Source organism: Pseudomonas sp. NBRC 111127, assembly GCF_001320345.1.
In the GTDB taxonomy this organism is placed as follows: domain Bacteria; phylum Pseudomonadota; class Gammaproteobacteria; order Pseudomonadales; family Pseudomonadaceae; genus Aquipseudomonas; species Aquipseudomonas juntendi.
This window is the reverse complement of the sequence record NZ_BCBD01000030.1, coordinates 16,591-36,999: the sequence shown is the minus strand read 5'-3', so window position 1 is coordinate 36,999 and position 20,409 is coordinate 16,591. Positions and strand designations below refer to the sequence as shown.

Annotated in this window: 11 protein-coding genes; 3 read left to right on the top strand and 8 right to left on the bottom strand. The window is 65.0% G+C overall.

The features are described 5' to 3' along the window. Positions 1-51: 51 nt before the first annotated feature. Positions 52-213, bottom strand: coding sequence for a hypothetical protein (locus APH30_RS29025; protein WP_009686375.1), 162 nt, complete (start codon positions 211-213; stop codon positions 52-54). 141 nt (positions 214-354) lie between these two features. Here APH30_RS29025 and APH30_RS08340 point away from each other — a divergent pair, with 141 nt between their 5' ends. The 3 genes from APH30_RS08340 to glgB all read left to right on the top strand — a co-directional run bounded on the left by APH30_RS08340 (position 355) and on the right by glgB (position 8,003). Beyond that, positions 355-2,373: an alpha-1,4-glucan--maltose-1-phosphate maltosyltransferase gene (locus tag APH30_RS08340; protein WP_054912213.1), complete on the top strand. Its 2,019-nt coding sequence runs from the start codon at positions 355-357 to the stop codon at positions 2,371-2,373. Positions 2,374-2,475: 102 nt separating this feature from the next. Continuing rightward, positions 2,476-5,796 (top strand): maltose alpha-D-glucosyltransferase, encoded by a 3,321-nt coding sequence (gene treS, locus APH30_RS08335; RefSeq protein WP_054912212.1) that lies wholly within the window; start codon positions 2,476-2,478, stop codon positions 5,794-5,796. Then, positions 5,793-8,003, top strand: a complete 2,211-nt coding sequence (gene glgB, locus APH30_RS08330) for a 1,4-alpha-glucan branching protein GlgB (protein WP_054912211.1) — start codon at positions 5,793-5,795, stop codon at positions 8,001-8,003. The genes treS and glgB overlap by 4 nt, the downstream gene beginning before the upstream one ends. 55 nt (positions 8,004-8,058) lie before the next feature. Here the strand turns inward: glgB and APH30_RS08325 are convergent, their stop codons facing one another. The 7 genes from APH30_RS08325 to glgA form a co-directional block, all read right to left on the bottom strand. Further along, positions 8,059-8,967: an autotransporter outer membrane beta-barrel domain-containing protein gene (locus APH30_RS08325; RefSeq protein WP_054912210.1), complete on the bottom strand. Its 909-nt coding sequence runs from the start codon at positions 8,965-8,967 to the stop codon at positions 8,059-8,061. 404 nt (positions 8,968-9,371) lie between these two features. Then, entirely contained in the window at positions 9,372-11,525 is a 2,154-nt protein-coding gene (glgX, locus tag APH30_RS08320) for a glycogen debranching protein GlgX (RefSeq protein ID WP_054912209.1), read from the bottom strand. Positions 11,526-11,680: 155 nt separating this feature from the next. After that, the gene (locus tag APH30_RS08315) at positions 11,681-11,962 is read right to left on the bottom strand and encodes a DUF2934 domain-containing protein (RefSeq protein WP_029886657.1); all 282 of its coding nucleotides are present in this window, start codon (positions 11,960-11,962) and stop codon (positions 11,681-11,683) included. 17 nt (positions 11,963-11,979) lie between these two features. Beyond that, positions 11,980-14,754, bottom strand: a complete 2,775-nt coding sequence (locus APH30_RS08310; protein ID WP_054912208.1) for a malto-oligosyltrehalose synthase — start codon at positions 14,752-14,754, stop codon at positions 11,980-11,982. Then, positions 14,751-16,832, bottom strand: a complete 2,082-nt coding sequence (gene malQ / locus APH30_RS08305) for a 4-alpha-glucanotransferase (RefSeq protein WP_054912207.1) — start codon at positions 16,830-16,832, stop codon at positions 14,751-14,753. The genes APH30_RS08310 and malQ overlap by 4 nt, the downstream gene beginning before the upstream one ends. Beyond that, the gene (treZ, locus tag APH30_RS08300; RefSeq protein ID WP_054912206.1) at positions 16,829-18,571 is read right to left on the bottom strand and encodes a malto-oligosyltrehalose trehalohydrolase; all 1,743 of its coding nucleotides are present in this window, start codon (positions 18,569-18,571) and stop codon (positions 16,829-16,831) included. Before treZ ends, malQ begins: the two co-directional genes overlap by 4 nt. 14 nt (positions 18,572-18,585) lie before the next feature. Further along, complete coding sequence (glgA, locus tag APH30_RS08295) at positions 18,586-20,145, bottom strand: glycogen synthase GlgA (protein ID WP_054912205.1); 1,560 nt, start codon at positions 20,143-20,145, stop codon at positions 18,586-18,588. Between the last annotated feature and the right edge of the window lie 264 nt (positions 20,146-20,409).

Sequence of the window (20,409 nt, the reverse complement as noted above, 5' to 3'; positions counted from 1 at the left end):
GCCCGCCTGCACCGACCTTGCAGGCGGCAAGGTCGGTAACCTGGTCTACCCTTAGGCTTTCACCGGTGGTTCCTGGTTCGGCGGGTCGCCCACCGTCGGCGGTTCGGTTGGCTTGACCGGCAGCTCGTCCGGGTCTTGCTCCGGCACGGGCGGCGGCAAGCTCGGGTCGTCGATGTTCGGATCGGGGGTTTCCGGTGGTGTTGGAATGTTCATGGCCTGACCTCGCGTGGGTGGTTTGAAGAGGTACTGCAGGCTTGGACTTCGGCCAGCTGCGATTCGCTCAATTTTTTTGAACCCTCACGCCCGCGCCCGGCTCTGAACCCTTACCGCCACCAGCCTGAGGGAGCAAGGTCGATGTCACGAAACGAGCTTTTTGAAAGCGTGCCAATGGCCAACGATCATCCTGACCAGGCCATCAGCCTGGCCCAGGCGCTGCTGGCCCCTCGCATCGTGATCGAGGACACCCAGCCGGTGCTCGACGCCGGCACCTTCGCCGCCAAAGCCATCAGTGGTCAACCGGTTGCCGTCAGCAGCAAGGTCTACAGCGATGGCCACGACCGCCTGGCCGTGGTGCTCAACTGGCGCCCGGCGCACAGCCAGCATTGGCAATGCGTGCCGATGCAGTCGGCGGGCAACGACCTGTGGCTGGCCGAGTTCACCCCCACCGAGCTGGGGCCGCACCTGTTCGGCATCCAGGCCTGGATCGACCCGTTCGCCACGTACTGCCACGACCTGGAAAAAAAGTACCACGCCGGCGTCGAAGTCAGGCTGGAGCTGGAAGAGGGGCGGCTGATGCTCGGCCAGGGCATTGCCCTGTGCGATGGCGCCGTGCGCAACGAGCTTGAGGCCGTGCTGCAGCGCCTGGCGGAGGTGGGCAGTGACGACCAGGTGGCGCTGCTGCTGGACCCGCGCACCGCCCGGCTGATGGCCGAGGCCGAGCACCGCAGCTACCTGGCCCGCAGCCGCGATTTCCCGCTCGATGTGGACCGCCCGGCTGCGCAGTTCGCCAGTTGGTACGAACTGTTCCCACGCTCGATCACCGACGACCCGCAGCGCCATGGCACCTTCAACGATGTGCACCAGCGGCTGCCGATGATCCGTGACATGGGCTTCGACGTGCTGTACTTCCCGCCCATTCACCCTATTGGCCTGCAGCACCGCAAGGGCCGCAACAATGCGCTCACGGCCGAGCCGGGTGACCCGGGCAGCCCGTATGCCATCGGCAGTGCAGAGGGTGGCCACGAAGCGATTCACCCGCAGTTGGGCAGCCGCGAAGACTTCCGCCGCCTGGTGGCTGCTGCTGCCGAGCACGGCCTGGAAATTGCCCTCGACTTCGCCATCCAGTGCTCCCAGGACCACCCCTGGCTCAAGCAGCACCCGGGCTGGTTCAGTTGGCGCCCGGACGGCACCATCCGCTATGCCGAGAACCCGCCAAAAAAATACCAGGACATCGTCAACGTCGACTTCTATGCCCCCGACGCAGTACCCAGCCTTTGGTTGGCGCTGCGCGATGTGGTGGTGGGCTGGGTCGAGGAAGGCGTGAAGACGTTCCGCGTCGATAACCCGCACACCAAGCCGCTGCCATTCTGGCAATGGCTGATCGCCAATGTGCGCAGCCAGTACCCGGAGGTCATCTTCCTCGCTGAGGCGTTCACCAAGCCCGCCATGATGGCGCGCCTGGGCAAGGTCGGCTATGCGCAAAGCTACACCTACTTCACCTGGCGCAACACCAAGCAAGAGCTGCGCGAATTTTTCGAGCAACTCAACCAGCCGCCATGGAGCCAGTGCTACCGCCCCAATTTCTTCGTCAATACCCCCGACATCAACCCGTTCTTCCTGCACACCTCCGGCCGTGCCGGTTTCCTCATTCGTGCAGCATTGGCGACCATGGGCTCAGGGTTGTGGGGCATGTATTCCGGTTTCGAACTGTGCGAAAGCGCCGCGTTGCCAGGCAAGGAGGAATACCTGGACTCGGAGAAATACCAGCTGCGCCCGCGCGACTTCAGCCAGCCCGGCAACATCATTGCCGAGATCGCCCAGCTCAATCGCATCCGCCGGCAGAACCCGGCCTTGCAAACCCACCTCGGCGTCGCGTTCTTCAATTGCTGGAACGACAACATCCTGTACTTCGCCAAGCGTACGCCCGAGCGCGACAACTACATCCTCGTGGCAATCAGCCTAGACCCGCACAACGCCCAGGAGGCGCACTTCGAGCTGCCGCTGTGGGAGCTGGGGCTCGATGACAATGCCCAAACCCAGGGTGAAGACCTGATGAATGGCCACCGCTGGTCGTGGTACGGCAAGACCCAGTTCATGCGCATCGAACCTTGGCACCAACCATTCGGCATCTGGCGTATCGAAAAGGCCGGTTAGGGCATAGGTACCGGGCCGCCTCGCGGCCCATCGCCGGCAAATAGGCTGCACGGCAGCCGCAACGCCAGCCAACACGGTCCACAGACATGCAAGGAGTCACCCATGGCCAAGCGTTCCCGCCCGGCAGCCTTCATCGACGACCCGCTGTGGTACAAGGACGCTGTCATCTACCAGTTGCACATCAAGTCGTTCTTCGACTCGAACAACGATGGCATCGGTGATTTCGCCGGCCTGATCAGCAAGCTGGACTACATTGCCGAGCTGGGCGTCAACACCCTGTGGTTGCTGCCGTTCTATCCTTCGCCGCGGCGCGACGACGGCTATGACATCGCCGAGTACAAGGCCGTGCACCCCGACTACGGCAGCATGGCCGATGCCCGGCGCTTCATCGCCGAGGCGCACAAGCGTGGCCTGCGGGTCATCACCGAACTGGTCATCAACCACACCAGCGACCAGCACCCCTGGTTCCAGCGCGCCCGCCACGCCAAGCGTGGCAGCAAGGCGCGCGACTTTTACGTATGGTCCGATGACGACCAGAAGTACGATGGCACCCGCATCATTTTCCTCGACACCGAAAAGTCCAACTGGACCTGGGACCCGGTGGCAGGCCAGTATTTCTGGCACCGCTTCTACTCGCACCAGCCAGACCTCAACTTCGACAACCCGCAGGTGCTCAAGGCGGTAATCGGGGTGATGCGCTTCTGGCTCGACCTGGGCGTGGACGGGCTGCGCCTGGACGCCATCCCTTACCTGATCGAACGCGATGGCACCAACAACGAAAACCTCGCTGAAACCCACGGGGTGCTCAGGGCCATTCGCGCCGAGATCGATGCCAACTACCCAGACCGCATGCTGCTTGCCGAAGCCAACCAGTGGCCGGAGGACACCCGCCCGTACTTCGGCGAAGGCGACGGCGACGAATGCCACATGGCCTTTCATTTCCCGCTGATGCCGCGCATGTACATGGCCCTGGCCATGGAAGACCGTTTCCCGATCACCGACATCCTGCGCCAGACCCCGGACATCCCGGCCAACTGCCAATGGGCGATCTTTCTGCGCAACCACGATGAGCTGACCCTGGAAATGGTCACCGACCGCGAGCGCGACTACCTGTGGAACTACTACGCAGAAGACCGCCGCGCGCGCATCAACCTGGGCATCCGTCGGCGCCTGGCGCCCTTGCTGCAGCGTGACCGCCGGCGCATCGAACTGCTCACCAGCCTGCTGCTATCGATGCCCGGCACGCCCACGCTGTACTACGGTGACGAGCTGGGCATGGGCGACAACATCTACCTGGGCGACCGCGATGGCGTGCGCACCCCCATGCAATGGTCGCCGGACCGCAATGGCGGTTTTTCCCGCGCCGACCCACAGCGCCTGGTGCTGCCCCCGGTGATGGACCCGTTGTACGGCTACCAGACGGTCAACGTCGAGGCACAAAGCCACGACCCGCACTCGCTGCTCAACTGGACCCGGCGCATGCTGGCGGTGCGCAAGCAGCAGAAGGCTTTCGGCCGTGGCACGCTGCGCACGCTGAGCCCCAGCAATCGGCGCATCCTGGCCTACATTCGCGAATACACCGATGCCGATGGCAACACCGAGGTCATCCTGTGCGTGGCCAACGTTTCCCGCGCCGCCCAGGCGGCAGAACTGGAATTGTCACAGTACGCCGACAAAGTACCGGTGGAGATGCTCGGCGGCAGTGCCTTCCCGCCAATCGGGCACCTGCCGTTCCTGCTTACATTGCCACCCTATGCCTTCTACTGGTTCCTGCTGGCATCGCACGACCGTATGCCCAGCTGGCACGCCCAGCCTACCGAGGGGTTACCCGAATTGATTACGCTGGTATTGCGCCAACGCATGGACGAACTGCTGGCGGCGCCTGCCAGCGACACCCTGCAAACCAACATCCTGCCCCGGTACCTGCCGAAACGGCGGTGGTTTGCCGGCAAGGAAGGGCCCATAGACCAGGTACGGCTGTGTTATGGCGTTCGTTTCGGCACCGCCCCTATACCGGTATTGCTCAGCGAGCTTGAAGTGCTCAGCGACGGCGTGGCCACCCGTTATCAATTGCCGTTCGGGCTGCTGCCCGAAGAGCAGATCAACAGTGCGCTGCCGCAGCAACTGGCGTTGTCCCGGGTGCGCCGGGCCAATCAGATGGGTCTGATTACCGATGCGTTCGTGCTCGAGCCGTTCATCCGCGCCGTATTGCGGGCGTGCCAGGAAAGCACGCGGCTGGCGTGCGGCGCCGCTGAAGGCGAGCTGCGTTTCGACTGCACCGAGCAACTGGCCAGCCTGGGGCTGAGTGAAGAAAGCCAGGTGCGCTACCTCAGCGCCGAACAGTCCAACAGCTCGGTGGTCATCGGAGACCGTGTGGTGCTCAAGTTGATCCGCCGGGTCAACCCGGGCATTCACCCGGAGCTGGAAATGAGCGCGTACCTGACCGCTGCCGGCTTTGCCAATATCTCGCCACTGCTGGCCTGGGTCAGCCGCGTGGATGCGCAGGCAGCACCGCACTTGCTGATGATCGCCCAAGGCTACCTGAGCAACCAGGGCGACGCCTGGGCCTGGACCCAGAACACGCTTGAGCGCGCCATCCGTGACCAGATGGAGCCCACCCGTTCGGATACCGAGGCACATACCGACGCCCTCGCCGAACTCACAGCCTTCGCCGCCTTGTTCGGCCAGCGCCTGGGCGAGATGCACGTGTTGCTGGCAGCACCCACCGATGACCCGGCCTTCCAGCCGCGGCCCAGCGATGCCCACGACCGCGAACGCTGGGTGACCCAGATCAGTGCCGAGTTGACCCATGCCCTCGACCTGCTGGCGCAGCACCGCGACCACCTGGACCGCGACAGCCAAGCGCTGGTCGATGACCTGCAGCAGCAGCGTGATGGCCTGGTCGAGCATGTTCGCCAGTTGGCCGAGCAGGCCGAGGGCGGCTTGCTGATGCGCGTGCACGGTGACTTGCACCTGGGCCAGGTGCTGGTGGTGCAGGGTGATGCCTACCTGATCGATTTCGAGGGTGAGCCGGCCCGGCCCCTGGAAGAACGCAGGGCCAAACACAGCCCCTACAAAGATGTCAGCGGCGTACTGCGGTCGTTCGACTATGCTGCTGCGATGATCTTGCGCAGCGCGTCTACGGTGGACCTTTCCGAGGCGGCTCGGCAGGCGCGGCAACGGGTGGCCCGGCAGTACCTGCACCAGTCGCGGCATGCCTTTATCGAGGCGTACGGCCTGGCCACCGCTGCCATGCCCCACGCCTGGCAGCAGGCGGAAGGCGAGCGCGCTGCACTGGAGCTTTTCTGCCTGGAAAAGGCCGCCTACGAAATTACTTATGAAGCCGAGAACCGGCCGAGTTGGCTGGCCGTGCCTTTGCATGGCCTGCATGGACTGATCAGTACCTGGGGAGAGTCAGAATGAACGTAACAACGCGTGAAAACGGCGGCCTTCGGCAACGGGACCTCGACGCCCTGGCCCGCGCCGAACACGCCGATCCATTTGCGGTACTCGGCCCCCATGACGACGGCGCAGGCGGGCAGGTGGTCAACGCCTTCCTGCCCAGCGCCCTGAATGTGCGCATTCTTGCCCGCGAAGACGGGCGCATCCTCACCGAAATGGCGCAGGGCAGCCTGCCAGGCTTGTTCACCGCGCACCTCGATACAGCACAGCCTTACCTGCTGCAGATCGGCTGGGCCGGTGGCGAGCAGATGACCGAGGACCCGTATAGCTTTGGTCCGCAATTAGGCGACATGGACCTGCACCTGTTTGCCGAGGGCAACCACCGCGACCTGTCCGGGCGTTTCGGCGCGCAGCCGGTGCAGGTCGAGGGCGTCGACGGGGTGTGCTTTTCGGTGTGGGCCCCCAACGCCCGGCGGGTATCGGTGGTGGGCGACTTCAACAACTGGGATGGGCGTCGCCACCTGATGCGCCTGCGCCATGGTGCTGGGGTGTGGGAGCTGTTCATCCCACGGCTGGGCGTGGGTGAAACCTACAAGTTCGAAGTGCTCGGCAAGGATGGCATCCTGCCGTTGAAGGCCGACCCCCTGGCCCGCGCCACCGAATTGCCGCCGAGCACGGCGTCCAAGGTAGCGGGTGAGCTGGGCCATGCCTGGCAAGACCACGACTGGATGGCGCAACGGGCGCAGCGCCATGCGTACAACGCGCCATTGTCGATCTATGAGCTGCACCCCGGCTCCTGGCGCTGCGAAATGGACGAGGCCGGCGAAGTCGGGCGCTACTACAACTGGCGGGAACTGGCCGAGCGCCTGGTGCCGTATGTGCAGACGCTGGGCTTCACCCATATTGAACTGCTGCCGATCATGGAACACCCGTTCGGCGGTTCCTGGGGCTACCAGCCACTGTCGATGTTCGCCCCCACCTCGCGCTACGGCAGTGCCGAGGACTTCGCCGCCTTCATCGATGCCTGCCACCAGGGCGGCATCGGGGTATTGCTGGACTGGGTACCGGCACACTTCCCGACAGACGAACATGGCCTGGCGCGCTTCGACGGCACGGCCCTGTACGAGTACGACAACCCGCTGGAAGGCTACCACCAGGACTGGAACACGCTGATCTACAACCTGGGCCGCAATGAGGTGCGCGGGTTCATGATGGCCTCTGCGCTGCATTGGTTGAAGCATTTCCACATCGACGGGCTGCGCGTCGATGCGGTGGCCTCGATGCTGTACCGGGACTATTCGCGCAAGGCCGGCGAGTGGGTGCCCAACCGCCACGGCGGGCGCGAAAACCTCGAGGCCATCGACTTCATTCGCCACCTCAACGGTGTGGCGGCCCATGAGGCGCCGGGGGCGTTGATCATCGCCGAGGAGTCCACCGCCTGGCCCGGGGTCAGCCAGCCGATCGAGCAGGGCGGGCTGGGCTTTGCCTACAAATGGAACATGGGCTGGATGCACGACACCCTGCACTATATCCAGAACGACCCGGTCCACCGTGCCCACCACCACAACGAGATGAGCTTTGGCCTGGTGTATGCCTACTCCGAGCATTTCATCCTGCCCATTTCCCACGACGAAGTGGTACACGGCAAGCACTCGCTGATCGACAAGATGCCCGGCGACCGCTGGCAGAAGTTCGCCAACCTGCGCGCTTACCTGGCCTTCATGTGGGCCCACCCCGGTAAGAAGCTGCTATTCATGGGCTGCGAATTTGGCCAGTGGCGGGAGTGGAACCACGATAGCCAGCTGGACTGGTACCTGCTGCAGTACCCTGAGCACCAAGGCGTGCAGCGCCTGGTGAGTGACCTCAACCGGCTGTACCGCGAAGTCCCGGCGTTGCATGAGCAGGACTGCCAGCCACAGGGCTTCCAGTGGCTGATCGGTGACGATGCACAGAACAGCGTGTTTGCCTGGCTGCGCTGGAGCAGCAGTGGCGAACCCGTGCTGGTGGTCGCCAACTTCACCCCGGTTCCGCGTGAGGGTTACCGCATTGGCGTGCCGTTCGGCGAGCGCTGGCAGGAGCTGTTGAACAGCGATGCCGAGATGTACGCGGGCTCCAATGTCGGCAACCTTGGGCTGGTGCACAGCGAAGACATCGCCAGCCACGGCCAGCCGCAGTCGCTGGCCCTGAACCTGCCCCCGCTGGGTGTGCTGGTGATGAAGCCCGCCTGATGCATCTGCTGTGCTGGCCCTGCCGCTGGTTTGCCGGCGCCAGGGCCAGCGCAGGCTACCACCGCATGCGCACCCCAAGGCTGCCAATCAGCCCATTGAGGTCATTGCCATCCACATCGCTGCTGTAGTCGGCACTGACGAACATGGCCACCGAGGGCGTTACCCGCGCCACCAGCCCCAGGCCCAGTTCCACCGTTGTCGAAAAGCGCGAACTGGAGATCTTGTCGACCTGCTCCAGCTTCACCTCGTCAGGGTTGCTGAAGTCATACCACACGTTGGTCCGCACATAAGGCTCCAGGGGCATGCCGCGCATTTCATAGCGCCCGGACAATGTGGCGCCGACGCGGCCGCTCCAGCTGGGCTGGCTGTCGAAGGCCTGCCGGGTTGCGTGCTGCCCTTGGCTACCGGGGAAGAACTGCTGGTTCATCAATTGCGCCTGGGGTTCGATCACCCAACTGCCAGCCAGGGGGATCGGATAGCCGCCCTCCACCGAGAAAGTCATAGCGTGGCCGCTGTCGCTCGGCCGTTGGCCGGTGTCACCCCCGCCATCCACCTCGATGCGCGAACCCACGGCCACGGCATCCAGGTGCCAGCCCTGTGCGTGGGCCATGCTCCAGTACATGCCCAGGCTTTCCCCGCTCAGTTGCGTAGCATTGCGCGGCTTGTCGCCCAACAGCGGGCGCATGCCATTGAAGCTGCCTTGCAGGTTGTTATGGCCGACCACCCTCCCGGCGCGTTGCACCTCGCCTGCTGGCGTTGCACGCACGAACAGCTCGGGGCCGGTCATCAGTTGCTGGTCGGGCGCTGCGAGCGGTTCGGGCGCTTGTGTGCCGTTGCGGGGTAGGGGCGGATAAAGCTGTGACCACTCATACGCGAACGTTTCCACCGGGGTTGCCAGAAGCAGCGACGTGGAAACCGCGTAGAAAAGGCGGTCGATGCGCACGGGGCTCGAAGTGGTTTTCATGGCGGGTCTCCTTTGCTCTTGTGAAGTACAGCTTGAGGACCTGGTCTGTTGTCACAGGCTGTACGGCAAAACAGAGGGCGACCCAAACCAGCACGCCCGCTTCGGCACACGCGCCCAAAGGCGCGCGCTAGAGGCTCGGCGCGAGATTTTTACTGCTCGGTAATCTTCAGCTAAGGAGAGGGGAGGGCTTGCGTCAAGAAAACGTGAAAGGCCCGTTCACCTTTTGTGGGGGTGACCAAGGCGCTGATTCAAAAGAAAAACCGTGCGGCTATAGCGGCGTTTGCTATTTCCCGCACGGGCGCTATGAAGAATGATTGCTAGCGCCACGCTTCGACAGTGGCGGCGTTCGATCTCACAGGCACTGAAGAGGCCGCGGCGGGCACTGCCCACCGCGCCTACCCGGTTCACTCGTCTTCGCGTTGCAACACCATCAGCACCATGGAGCGCCCCTTCACCTCGAAGGTGCTGTCGAACTGCAGGTGCTGGCCCTTGCGCAGTTCGGGCCGGTCAGTGTCGATCAGGCAGTTCCAGTGATCGCCATCCGGTACTGTCGGCAGCTTGTACGGCACCACATCATAGTGCGAGTTGACGATCAGCAGCACGGTTGCCTCGGCGCCGGGCCGGGCGATACCGCTGACCTGCGCGCGGCCATCGATCAGCATGCCCAGGCAGCGGCCGTGCGGGTCTTCCCACTGCTCCACGGTCATCTCGCCGCCATCCGGCGCCAGCCAGGTCACGTCCTTGACCCCGATCGCTTCATTGTAATCGCCGACCAGGAACCGCGAGCGGCGCAGTACCGGGTAGGTGAGGCGCAGGCGAGTCAGGCGCTTGACGAAGGCCAGCAGCTCTTTGCCTTCCTCGTCGAGGTCCCAGTTGATCCAGCCGATCTCACTGTCCTGGCAGTAGGCATTGTTGTTGCCGTGCTGGGTGCGGCTGAACTCGTCGCCCGCCACGATCATCGGCGTGCCCTGGGCCAGCAGCAAAGTGGCGAAGAAGTTGCGCATCTGGCGCATGCGCAGGGCGTTCACGGCCGGGTCTTCGGTCGGCCCTTCGGCGCCGCAGTTCCACGACAGGTTGTTGTCGGTACCGTCCTGGTTGTTCTCGTCGTTGTCTTCGTTGTGCTTGTGGTTGTACGACACCAGGTCGCGCAAGGTAAAACCGTCGTGCGCGGTGATGAAGTTCACCGAGGAGTACGGCCGGCGGCCACGGTTGTTGAACATGTCGCCCGAGGCCGTCATGCGCGCGGCAAAGTCGGCCAGCTGGCCTTCATCGCCTTTCCAGAAGGCACGCACGGTGTCGCGGAAGCGGTCGTTCCATTCGGCCCAGCCGGGGGCGAAGTTGCCCACCTGGTAGCCGCCTGGCCCGCAGTCCCACGGCTCGGCAATCAGTTTGACCTGGCTCAGCATCGGGTCCTGGCGGCAGGCCACGAGGAAGCCGTGGCGCTCGCTATAGCCGTCATGGTACCGGCCAAGGATGGTCGCCAGGTCGAAGCGGAAGCCGTCCACGTGCATTTCGCCGGCCCAGTAGCGTAGCGAATCGGTGACCAGTTGCAGCACGCAGGGGTGGCTCAGGTCCAGGGTGTTGCCGGTGCCGGAGTCGTTGATGTAGTAGCGCTTGTCATCGGGCATCAGGCGGTAGTACGAGGCGTTGTCGATACCGCGCATCGACAGGGTCGGGCCGCGCTCGTTGCCCTCGGCAGTGTGGTTGTAGACCACATCGAGAATCACCTCCAGCCCGGCGTCGTGCAGGTGCGCGACCATCTCCTTGAACTCGGCGATCTTGCCGCTGGCCAGGTAGCGCGGGTGGGGCGCGAAAAAGGCGATGCTGTTGTAGCCCCAGTAGTTGTTCAGGCCCTTGTCCAGCAGGTGCTGGTCATTGACGAACGCGTGAATCGGCAGCAACTCGATACTGGAAACACCCAGGTCCTTGATGTGCTTGAGCAATTCGTCGTTGGCCAAGCCGGCGAAGGTACCGCGCAGCTCCTCCGGCACAGCGGGGTGGCGCATGCTGATGCCGCGGGTGTGCGCCTCGTAGAGGATGGTGCGCTCCCAAGGTACTTGTACGCGCTCGTCACGGCCCCAGGTGAAGGCCGGGTCGATCACCTTGCACTTGGGCACGAAGGGGGCGCTGTCACGTTCATCGAACGACAGGTCGTCGTCGGGGTGGCCGATGGTGTAGCCAAACAGTGCCTCGGACCACTTGAGTTCGCCGACCAGCTGCTTGGCATAAGGGTCGATCAGCAGTTTGTTGGGGTTGAAGCGGTGACCGTTTTGCGGCTCGTACGGGCCATGGACGCGGTAACCATACACCAGGCCAGGGTGCGCATCGGGCAGGTAGCCATGGTAGATCTCGTCCGTGTATTCGGGCAGCTCGATGCGTTCGAGCTCATGCTCGCCGGTGGCGTCGAACAGGCACAGCTCGACCTTGGTGGCATTGGCCGAAAACAGGGCGAAGTTGACGCCCAGCCCATCCCAGGTGGCGCCGAGGGGAAAAGGTTGGCCTTCGCGGATGCGGGTTGGGGCAACCGAGCGGGTTTTCTTCGGGGTACGGGGGCTCATGGCAATCCTCAAATGGCCGTGGTGGAAGGTATGGAAGTGATGCAGTGCTGCCCAGGTGCCCTCTCGGTGGCGCCCGGTCCCCTGAAGCAACCACGACCGCCAGCCGTGTGGCGATCATGGGGGAGCGGGCAGGCCGCGAAGTGGCCTAAACCGGTTTAACCGGCAGTTGGCTTTTTGACCGCCCGTGGTTTCTTCGCCGCCGCGGGTTTTACCCCCGGCAGTGCCGCTACCTTGGGTTCGGCCGGCGGCTTGGGCTCGGCTGCCGGCTTGGGTTTGGCAGGGGCCCGCTTGCGCGGTGCGGCTTTAGGTGCCAGGGCCTCGGCCTCGGCCAGCTTGCGGGCCATTTCCCAGTGGCGGTCTTCCTGGCCGGCGGGTTTACCTTCTGACTCCCAGATCTGGTAGGCAAATTCGCGAATACGCTTTTCATCGACACTCATCGAAACGCTCCTGATGCTCAAGATTGTTGGATCAACAGGTTGACCGGAAACTCCGCCAGCACGGCGCTCAACATCAGCTCCCTTGATGAGCTGACCGCCGCGCATGGGAAAAGTCCCGTCGAATTGGCAGGTGATACGGCAAACGGTAAAACCAGCCGGGTGTCGTCCCAGTTCTGTGCCGGGATCAACGGTGTTGGCGCGCTGCCGAGCAGGCTGCTGGCCAGGCGCGGGGCCACGACGATGGCGCGTTCGCCTTCAGCCAGCCGGGCAAAGGCGATGACCTTGTCGGCATGCCGGCCCTGTACCGTCAGCGGCAGGTAGGCACCGCGGCGGAACAGCTCGGCATGTGCCTGGCGGCAGTCCAGCACACGGGCGACCAAGGCCTGCTTGAGGCGGCCGTCGCGCCAGTGCGACAGCAGCTCGGCCACGGGGGTGGTGCTTTCCAGGGTGGCACGCCGCAAAGCGTAGTCCACGGCGCGGCGGTTGTCCGGGTCGACCAGGCTCAGGTCCCAGTATTCGTTGCCCTGGTACAGGTCGGGCACGCCCGGGGTGGTCATGCGCAGCAGGGCCTGCACCAGGCCATTGAGGGCGCCGGGGCAGGCGAGCAGTTGTGCGGCATCGGCCACCGATTGGCGCAACTGCTGGTTTTCACTGCCCAGCAGCAAACCGTCCAGGTAGCGGGCACAGGCCGCCTCGTAGGCTTCGTTCGGCGCGTTCCAGCTGCTGCGCAGCTTGGCCTCGCGCAGGGCCTTCTGCTGCCACTGGCGCACGCGTTCGGCGTATTGGCGCAAGGCGTTGGCGTCGTGCAGGTCAAGGTCCAGCGGCCAACTGCCGAGCAGCGTCTGCAACAGCATCAGCTCGTCGCCGGGGCTGGGCGCCAGGCCGTCCTCCAGCGGCGCACGCAGCGGCGCCGCCAGCTCGCGCCAGTGCTCCACGCGGCTGGCCAGCCACGGCCCCCGCTCGCTGAGCACGGCCAGGCGGGCGCGTGTGTCTTCGCCACGCTTGTGGTCATGGGTGGCGGTGGCCAGCAGGTTGTCGGGGAAGTCGCGCAGGCGCCGTTGCGCTTCGTTGTGGAAGTGCGCCAGCGGGGCACTGAAGCGCTCGGTCTCGAAGCCCACATCGTTGCGCGACAGCAGCCGCGCGCTGCGGTAGAAGGCCGTGTCTTCCACCGCCTTGGCGGCACTGGGCGCGGTCAGTTGCTGGAAGCGTACGCAGGCATGGCGCAACTGCTTGCGCGCGCGCCCCGGCGGCAATTGCCGCCAGCCTTGGCCACCCAGCCACTGTTCCAGTTGGTCGAGCAACGGCCAGTCGGCTTCGGCCAGGTCCTGGCGGGCATTGGTCAGGGCTTGCTGGAAAAACACTTCGTCTTCAGCCGGGCGCCCGCAAGCATTGAAGTAGGTGCGGTACACCGGATAGTGCGCCACCAGCGCCTGCAAGGCACGGCGGATGGCGCCCAAGGTCAGGTCGCGGGTCATCAGGTCGTTGCGGGCGACCTGCAACAGCGCCTGGGCTACCGACTCGCAGTCGCCTGCCAGGCTGGCGTTGAGCACCAGGTGGCGCGCCTGGCGCACTTCTTCAGCAAAGGCCGGGCGCTCGCTGACGTTGGCCCACAACTCGGTCAGCGGTGCTTCGCCGGCCGGGTCGTGCTGCAGCAGCGATACCTGGTTCATGAACTCGTAGCCAGTGGTGCCGTCGGTGTGCCAGTCGAGGTGCAGGTGTTCGCCGCTGCCGAGAATCTTTTCCACGTAGATCGGGAAGTGTTCGACCGCGGCGTTCAGCGGCCGAGCGGCCAGCAGGCCGTCGACGCGCCGGCGCAGCTTGCGGCAATAGCCGCGCGGGTCGGCCAGGCCGTCGATATGGTCAATGCGCAGGCCGTCCACCAGGCCGCGCTCGATCAGCTCGAAGAGCTTGGCGTGGGTCGCCTCGAACACCACCGCGCGCTCGACCCGCAGGCCACCCAGTTCGTTGATGTCGAAGAAGCGCCGCCAGTTGATGTCGTCGGCGGCGGTGCGCCAACTGGCCAGCCGGTAAGTCTGGCGCTCCAGCAGCAGGTGCAGGCGCTTGAAGCCGCTTTCGGCACGGCTGTCGAACGCCACCAGGGCCGATTCGAGGTCGGCACCCTGCTGCACCAGGCGCGCCAGTTCGGCCTGCAGGGGCAGGGCGTCAGCCAATGGCGTGGCCGCTTCGCCCAGCGCCGTGAAATGCTCTGCCAGGGCCTGCAAGGCGGGGTCCGGGCTCAGGGCCAGGATCCAGCCGTAGTCGATCGGGCAAATCGGGAAACGGTGCTGGTAGTGGGCGACTTGCAGCACGCCCCGGTCCTTGTCGAACTCCAGCGGGAGTTCGCCGTTTTTCAAGCACACGCCATAGTCGTTGCCCAGGAACGGCAACAGCAATTGCCCGGCCAACAGCGGATCGCTGGAATGCCACTGGATGTCGAAGAATTCTGCGTACGGGCTACGCCGGCCCCAGGCCAGCAGGCATTGCCACCACGGGTTGTCCGCGCCGCCTACGGCCATGTGGTTGGACACGGTGTCGAGGATCAGCCCCATGCCATGCTGGCGCAAGGCCGCGACCAAGCGCTGCAACGCCGCCTCGCCGCCCAGCTCGGGGTTGACCTGGGTCGGGTCGACCACGTCGTAGCCGTGGCGTGAACCGGCACGGGCCTTGAGGATGGGTGAGGCATACAGGTGGCTGATGCCCAATTGGGCGAAGTAGGGCACCAGCGGCACGGCGTGGTCGAGGGTGAAGTCACTGTGGAACTGCAGGCGCAAGGTAGCGCTCAAGGGCTTCATCGGTCACGCTCCCAGGCTTGTTCGCGGGCTTGGGCAAGCAGCTCCAGGCGCCGCGCGGCATCGTCGTCATTCAGCAGATCATGCACCGGGCGGGCGAAGCGCCGGCGCCAGTTGGGGTGGCCGGTGGTGGTGCCTGGCAGGTTGGGTTGCTCGTCGCAGCCCAACAGGTCTTCCAGCGGTACCAGCACCAGGGGCGCCCGGGTATGGCCCACGTAGCGGATGGCGGCATCGATCACGGCGTCATCGTCCTTGAGCACGCCATAGTTGGCCTGCAAGGTGCGGCGCAGGCCGTCGTGTTGTTTCTGGCGGTCGTGGCGCCAGTGCAGTTCGGTGGCAGCGTCAATGAGTTGCAAGCGGTGGCTCCAGTCGATATCGCGGTTTTTCAGCCAGCCGGCCAGGGGCGCCAGGTCGTGGGTACCGGTGGTGGCCAGGGCGTTGTCGGGCCAGTCGAGTATCGGCGTGAATTGCCCAGGCTGGCGCTGCTCGAAAGGCAGCACGCGCATGCCCAGTACGGCTTTCTCGGCCAGGGCTTCGCGCAGGCCGGCGGGCACCGTGCCCAGGTCTTCACCGAGGATGATGGCCTGGTGGCGGTGCGATTCCAGCGCCAGCAGCCGCAGCAGGTCCTCCAGCGGGTAATTGAGGTAGGCGCCTTCGCTGGGCTCGGCGCCTTGCGGTATCAGCCACAGCCGGCGCAGGCCCATGACGTGGTCGATGCGCAGGCCGCCGGCATGCGCCAGGTTGGCCCGCAACATTTCGATGAACGCGCGGTAGCCGTTGCGCTTGAGGCCTTCGGGCGAAAAGGCGCAAATCCCCCAGTTCTGTCCGGCCCGGTTGAGAATGTCGGGCGGTGCGCCCACATTCAGGCCCGACAGCAATTCGTCCTGGCGGCTCCAGGCCTGGCTGCCGGCACCGTCGGCGCCAACTGCCAGGTCGGCGATCAGGCCCACCCTCATGCCGTTGCCGCGGGCGGCCTCGTGGGCGCGTTGCAGGCCACGCTCGGTGAGCCATTGGCAGAACGCGTGGAACTCCACCTTGGCCGGGTAGGCCTCGGCGATGGCCTGGACTTGCGGGTGACAGGGGTCTTGCCAGGGCGTGGGCCAGTGCCGCCAGTCGGCGCCCAGGCCGTGCTCCACGGCATGGGCCTGCAGCACTTCGAAGCGGCAGTGATGCTCCAGCGCTTCACCGGCGGCTTCGCGGAAGCTGTAGAAGTCTTCGCGCAGCGGGTGGCTGCCTTGGCTGAACCCCTGGTACAGCGCCTCCAGCACACGCAGCTGGGCGCTGGCGGCACGTGGCCAGTCAACCAGCGGGCGCTGTTGCAGTTCTTCCAGCTGTTGTTCCAGGCCGCAGGCTTCGATGGCCATGCGCACTTCCCGTTCACCCAGCAGGGCGGCGGGGCTGGCGTACAAGGTATTGAGCAGCAGGCGGCTGGAGGGCGAGTAGGGGCTGTAATGTTCCTGGTCGATGGCCGACAGGGCATGAATCGGGCTGATGGCCAAGGCATCGGCGCCGCGCTCTGCGGCCGAGCGGGCCAGTTGTTCAAGGGCCAGGCAGTCGCCATAACCGCCGTCGCCAGGGCGGCGCAGGCTGTACAGCTGAACCGCCAGCCCCCAGCAGCGCGCGGGTGGTTGCTGCGCGCTGTGCTCAAGGCTGTCGTCAAGGCTATGGCAACGGGGCGGCGCTACGGCCACCGTGAAGCGGCGGCTGTCGATCTCGACCTGGTGGTAACCGACAGGCAGTTCACCGGGCAGGCGGGCCTGCCGGTCAAGTTCCAGCACACGCGTGGCGCTGTCCTCGAGGGTGCAACGGGCGACGCTGGCCGCGCTGAAATAGCGCGACAGGTCCAGCGGCTGGCCATGGTCGGCCGTCAACAAGGGCGGCAGGTGCTCACTGTCGTCGGCGGCTTCCAAGGCCTGTAGGCTTGCGGCGATTGCCGCATCGTCGCCGGCCGGGTGGCCCAGGTTTTCGAGCAGGTTGCGCAGCACGTGGTCGCTCACGCGCTGAGGGCGGTCATTGGCGTCGATCCAGTCACGGCTAAGCCCGACGCGGCTCGCCAAGCGGTGCAGGGCGGTTTCGCTCATGGGCGCTCCTGGGCAGGGGGAAGCAGGCTGACCACGCAGCTGTACGCCGCCAGTTGGCTGTCGGGGTGGCGAGCATCGCCGCTGTCGAACAACCGCAAGGGCGGTGGCGGCAGCTCGACCGGCTGCGGGCTGTCGGCCAGGTTCAGGTCGATGCGCAAGGTGTTGCCATTGCCCAGCTGCCAGCGTGCGGTGACTGCCTTGTCACCGTGCACCTCGGCGCCCAGCGCACAGCTGCCAGGCAGGTGCGGGATCACATGGTGGCGGCGCAGGTCGAGCAACTGCTGATACAGGCCGTGCCAGCCGGCCAGCACCTGCTTGCTGTAAGGGCGCGATGCGGCATAGGTCTGTTCGGCGTTGGGGTCGGGAATGTGCTCGCGCTGCTCGGGGTCAGCGAAGGCCTTGAAATGGGCGAACTCGCCACGGCGGCCTTCGCGCACTGCATCGGCCAGTTCGTCGTGGAAGTCGGTAAAGAACAGGAAGGGCTGGCAACTGCCTTCTTCGTCACCCATGAACAGCAAGGGGATCATCGGTGCCATCAGGAGCAAGGTGGTGGCAGCGCGCAGTGCCGGCGGTGGGCACAGGCGGGTCAGGCGCTCGCCCAGTGCGCGGTTGCCAACCTGATCGTGGTTCTGCAGGAACAGTACGAAGGCACTGGGTGGCAGATGCGCGCTGGGTTCGCCGCGCGGCGTACCGTGGCGGTTGGCCTGGCCCTGGAACACGAAGCCTTCGGCCAGGCAGCGTGCCAACTGGTCGATGGGGCGGTCCTTGTAGTCGGCATAATAGCCTTCGGTCTCGCCGGTGAGCAGCACATGCAGGGCGTTGTGGCCGTCATCGTTCCACTGCGCGTCGAAACCCTGTTGCAACAGGGTGGACTGGTTGTGCTCGTTCTCCAGCACCAGCCACACGTGGCGCCCGGGCTCCACTGCCGCACGCACGCGCTCGGCCAGTTCCACCAGAAAATCGGGTTGGTCGATGGCATGTACGGCATCCAGGCGCAGGCCGTCGCAGCGGTAGTCGCACAGCCACATCAGTGCGTTCTGGATAAAGTATTCGCGCACCTGCGGGCGGCGGAAGTCGATGGCCGCGCCCCAGGGCGTCTGCCGGTCTTCCCGGAAGAACGGGCTGGCATACTGGTGCAGGTAATTGCCGTCGGGGCCGAAGTGGTTGTACACCACGTCCACCAGCACCATCAGCTTTTCACCATGGGCCTGGTCGACCAACGCGCACAGTTGCTCTGGGCTGCCGTAGGTGTGCTGCGGGGCATAGGGCAATACGCCGTCGTAGCCCCAGTTGCGCTCGCCGGGGAACTGCCCCAGGGGCATCAGCTCTATTGCGCTGATACCCAGCGCGGCCAGCTTCGGCAGTTGCCGGGCTACGCCCTGGTAACCATCGAGCAGGCCTACGTGCAGCTCTTGAATCACCGCCTCGTGCCAGGGGCGGCCTAGCCACGGGTGCTGCCAGGGGTAGCTGGCCACATCCACCACCTGGCTGGGGCCGTGCACGCCAGTAGGCTGGTAGCGCGACGCCGGGTCGGCCACCTGCAGTTCATCATCAATTCGAAAGTGGTAACGGTCGCCGGCCCGGCAGGGCGCCACGCCGCTGAACCAACCGTCTTCATCGGGCTGCAGGGCGATAGCCGGCTGCTGCTCCAGTTCCACGCTCACGCTGCGCGCATCGGGTGCCCAGAGGGCGAAGCGCGCCGACGTGGCGTCCAGCAAGTGTGCGCCATGCCTGTGCATCTTACTGCCCTCGCTCAGTAGTGGCTCAGTTGTGCTTGCTTGACCAGGTCTTCGTACAGCCGGGCGTAGGGTTCCACCGCCTGGCACCAGTTGAACGGTTGGGTCATCGACAGGCAGCGCATGGCGTTGAGCAGGTCCTTCTTGCCATAAACGTAGAAGGCGCGGCCAAGCGCTTCGCGGTAGCTGTCGACGGTCGATTCGTTGAACAGGAAGCCCGTGACCCCGCACTCGATGGTGTCGGCCAGGCCGCCGGTATTGCGCGCCACTGGCAGCGAGCCAAAGCGCTGGGCATACATCTGGCTGAGCCCGCAGGGCTCGTAGCGCGAGGGCATCAGCAGGAAATCACTGCCGGCGAACATGCGCCGGGCGTCGGTTTCGTTGAAGCCGATGCGTACCCCGATACGGCCTGGGTGGCGCAGCGCCAGTTCGCGCATGGCCTGTTCTTCCTCCGGCTCGCCACGGCCGATGATCGCGATCTGCCCGCCTTGTTCGACGATGTAGTCGGCCACGCCCAAGGTCAGGTCCAGGCCTTTCTGGTAAACCAGGCGCGAAACCACTGCGAACAGTGGGCCGTCGGAGTCGTCCAGGCCGAACAGTTGGCGTACTTCGTGGGTATTGCGTGCCTTGCCTTCCCAGTCATTGATGCTGAAGTTGTGCTGCAGGTGCTTGTCGGTGGCCGAGTCCCAGCTTTCGTCGATACCGTTGGGGATGCCGCCAAGCAGGCCTTGCTGGGCTTTGCTGGCGAGGAAGCCATCCAGGCCGCAGCCGAATTCCGGGGTGGTGATTTCCCGGGCATAGGTGGCGCTGACCGTGGTGATGTGGCTGGAGTAGGCAAGGCCGGCCTTGAGGAACGACAGCTTGCCGTAGAACTCCATGCCTTCCTGCTGCATGGCGTGTTCCGGGATGGCCAGTTCGGGGCTGCACCCACGGCTGTACACACCTTGGTAGGCCAGGTTGTGGATGGTGAACAGGGTTGGCGTGTTGAGGCCGCGCCAGTGCATGTAGGCTGGCGCCAGGCCGGCAGGCCAGTCATGCGCATGCACCACTTCGGGCTTCCAGTGGATCATGCCTTCGCCGGCTGCGATTTCCGCAGCGGCCAGGCCCAGGCGAGCGAAACGGATGTGGTTGTCTGGCCAGTCGCGACCGTTGTTGGCGCCGTAGGGGGTGCCGTCGCGCTGGTACAGTTCGGGGCAGATGAGCACATAGATGACCAGGCCGTCGGGCATGTCCATGCGGCCGATCTTGCATGGCGGCAGGGCTGCGTGGCCGCCCAGTTCGCCGACGATATGGATCGGGTTGTCGCTTTCGACCACCTGCGGGTAGCCCGGGATCAACACCCTAACATCGTGCAGGTGCGCCAGGGCGCGCGGCAGGGCTGCAGACACGTCACCCAGGCCGCCCGTCTTGACCAGGTCGGCGATTTCCGAGGTCACGAACAGAATCTTGCGCTTGTTGGGGTTGTGCTGGCGCTGGGCGCCGGGTGCCTTGGCTGTCGTGGCGAAATCCGGGGTGAGCGGTTCGCGCTTCTCGGTGGTGAACGTGTTTACGTGTGGCTCGACAGCGGCACTGATCATACTTCTCTCCGTCCATATGCTTGCCGGGTGCTGGCACCCGTGGCGTTGTTTCGTGCTAATTCTCTCTGCTTGCTGAATACGTACTGCTTTCCATGCCCCAAGGTCGTGCGCACAGGCACCGCGCTCCCGGCGTTCCGGCCGAAGGCGTTTGAGCGGGTAGGGGTGGTGGCCGAAGCTGGGGGATCCCGTTGCGTTTGGCCTACTTACTTCCTGACCTGCCCGCGTTCCGTAAAGTTCGACTTATTTTCGTCACTCTTCCATTGA